This is a genomic window from Tunicatimonas sp. (genome assembly GCF_049647865.1).
Lineage (GTDB): Bacteria > Bacteroidota > Bacteroidia > Cytophagales > Cyclobacteriaceae > Tunicatimonas.
In genome coordinates this window covers 1-2,341 of record NZ_JBARYM010000810.1, presented here as the reverse complement: position 1 = coordinate 2,341, position 2,341 = coordinate 1, and the positions used below count along the sequence as shown (strand labels likewise).

At 41.1% G+C, this 2,341-nt stretch carries 3 protein-coding genes and 1 pseudogene; 1 reads left to right on the top strand and 3 read right to left on the bottom strand.

All coding sequences use genetic code 11. The annotated features are described in order from the left end of the window. Nucleotides 1-840, top strand: an 840-nt coding sequence (locus tag WBA23_RS23370) for a helix-turn-helix domain-containing protein (RefSeq protein ID WP_424584690.1), incomplete at its 5' end; no start/stop codon positions are given. Nucleotides 841-894: 54 nt separating this feature from the next. Here WBA23_RS23370 and WBA23_RS23365 read toward each other — a convergent pair. From WBA23_RS23365 to WBA23_RS23355, 3 genes and pseudogenes are all read right to left on the bottom strand, one after another. Next, the gene (locus WBA23_RS23365) at nt 895-1,353 is read right to left on the bottom strand and encodes a methylglyoxal synthase (RefSeq protein WP_424584689.1); all 459 of its coding nucleotides are present in this window, start codon (nt 1,351-1,353) and stop codon (nt 895-897) included. 46 nt (nt 1,354-1,399) lie between these two features. Then, nucleotides 1,400-1,984, bottom strand: coding sequence for an NAD(P)H-dependent oxidoreductase (locus WBA23_RS23360; protein WP_424584688.1), 585 nt, complete (start codon nt 1,982-1,984; stop codon nt 1,400-1,402). Nucleotides 1,985-2,131: 147 nt separating this feature from the next. Next, a pseudogene (locus WBA23_RS23355) lies at nt 2,132-2,341 on the bottom strand (DUF2071 domain-containing protein); the annotation flags it as partial.

The window sequence follows — 2,341 nt, the reverse complement described above, 5'->3', positions numbered from 1 at the left end:
ATTCAGAACTATTACGATGTCGAGAATTCCATCATTATTCTAAACCGGGGTGAAATTCACTACGGAGAAGATGAGGATGTTGTGTCAGATGAAAGCATTCTCTTCATCCCTGGTGGAAAAATGATGTCTATCACCTATGGTTCCGGCGATCCGGTAAGTTTATCAAATGATGACTTTATCAATAATAAAGAGTTATACTTCCAGTCGTTAGAAACAACTGATATCACCAAACTTGAGGTTGAGAATTTTAGCTTTATTAATTTTGAAGCCAAGGTTTTTGATTCGGTTAATTTCTTCGCTTCGCTAGATATTCCTCCCTTTGAGATTAAGGGCAATCCAAGAATTGTAGAGATCATTAAGGATATTACGGGCGAAAATAACTCCGAAACCCCTGGAAAAGACCGGATCATTAAAATTAGCACCGAGCGACTGGTAATTGAGATTGTTCGCCATATTCTGGAAACCCGAATGTTTGTAGAGCAACTAGCTACCAATAGCACTTACTTTAAAGATCCTCGGTTGATCGATATCTTCGCTTACATCAAGAACAATATCGGTGGCGATCTTTCTAACAAAGTGCTAGCGAACGTAGCAAATGTCTCGGAAGACTATGTAGGACAGTACTTCAAAATGTTGACCGGAATTAACCCGCAAGATTATATTGAATATCAGCGAATGGAACACGCGGTTAACTTACTGCGAACGACTAAAAAGAGCATTCGTGAAATTGGTAAAGAAGTGGGTTATAAAGATACTGCTTACTTTTGCCGTCGCTTCAAAATGATGTTCGGTATTCCTGCCGGAAAGATGCGTCGTCGCGAATCTCTGATGAACGTTTAGAAAGTCAATTTGCTGTATAGCTTAATGCTGGACCCCGGTTAAACTGGGGTTTTTTTATGCATTACGAAGTACCGACCGCTGTAAGTAACTAGTAAAATCAGGATCTTTGCGCTGATAACTGTCAGTCTGCTGGGCAGAGGAAAATAAAAAGTTAGCCGACGCTCGGTTACAAGCAAACGGAATGTCCCAAGTAACCGCAATCCGAAGCAAGGCTTTCACATCAGGGTCGTGGGGCTGGGGCTCTAGTGGGTCCCAAAAGAAGACTAAAAAATCAATTTCGCCTTCAGCGATTTTGGCTCCAATTTGCTGATCACCTCCTAGTGGTCCACTCAACAGCTTCTGTATTTGAAGACTACCTACATCTTGCGTTCCTTTTTCCAAAAATTTGCCAGTTGTACCGGTAGCATACAATTGGTAGTTGACCATTAAGTCTATGTGCTCCCGCACCCAGTCAAGTAGATCAGGTTTCTTATTATCATGAGCTACTAGGGCTACTGTCTTCTTTGTTTTCATTAATCTATGAATTGAATCCTTAAGGTTGAAGCGATATTATTAACGACTACTTATTTTGTCTTCCTAACGCTTCTATCTTCCGCAGCCATTTGTTTCTGAATGTATCTTTAGATAAGCGTATTGGCCCAATGGTCGTAATCCTTACTTTTTTTACTCCTACAAACTGCATAGTCAGTTTTTTCATTGCATAATGGCTAGGGCTTCGGTATACTATTCGGTAGTACCAAGCGGGTTGATCTAAAGTGCAAATTAACCTCGCAGTTTTTCCACCCAAAAATTTATCCCACCAAACTGACCCTTCTCTTTTTTTAAAAGCAAATCCGGGAAGAAACACCCGGTCAATAAACCCCTTCATAATAGCAGGTACTGACCCCCACCAAACCGGATACACCCATACCAAGTGATCGGCCCACTTAATCCACTCTTGAGCGCGCAATAAATCAGGCTCGAGTTCGGTGCGTTTTCGGTAGCCAAACTGCAAGTTGGGATTAAATTCTAGTTCTCTAATTCTGATTTCTTTAACTTCTGCACTGGAGCTCTCCGCCCCGGCTTTGTACGCTTCCGAAATTCCGTAACTGAAGCTTTCCTGATCGGGGTGTCCGTTTATAATCAGTATCTTTTTGTTTTGCATAGCCACCTACTTTTAGCTGAAAAGTAAAGTTATAAAACTAGATTCGGATAGTCTTTATTTCAAATCCGCTTCCGAGGACAAGTTTCTTAGCTAAAGGTGTTCCTGAATAACCGGCTATCTTTGTTTAACTTTTTCTTTTCGCTGAATTCATTTTAATACAATCTTACTCCCCTGCCGAACAGTCACTTCTGAGCCATCGGCAATAAATACTGAATCGGGTTTGCGCTCAAGATACGGAACAAAGGCGGAACCATATAATGTTTGGGTATGATAATTTGCTTCAAAACTAGTCACTGGAAAATATGACCACGCCGGATGTTCTACTCCATATTCCAGCGTCGTTTTTTTTCTGAAAGC

Bases quoted from the DNA above. Each gene is read 5' to 3' on its own strand.
- WBA23_RS23365 (WP_424584689.1), bottom strand. From the start codon at position 1,353: ATGAAAACAAAGAAGACAGTAGCCCTAGTAGCTCATGATAATAAGAAA.
- WBA23_RS23360 (WP_424584688.1), bottom strand. From the start codon at position 1,984: ATGCAAAACAAAAAGATACTGATTATAAACGGACACCCCGATCAGGAA.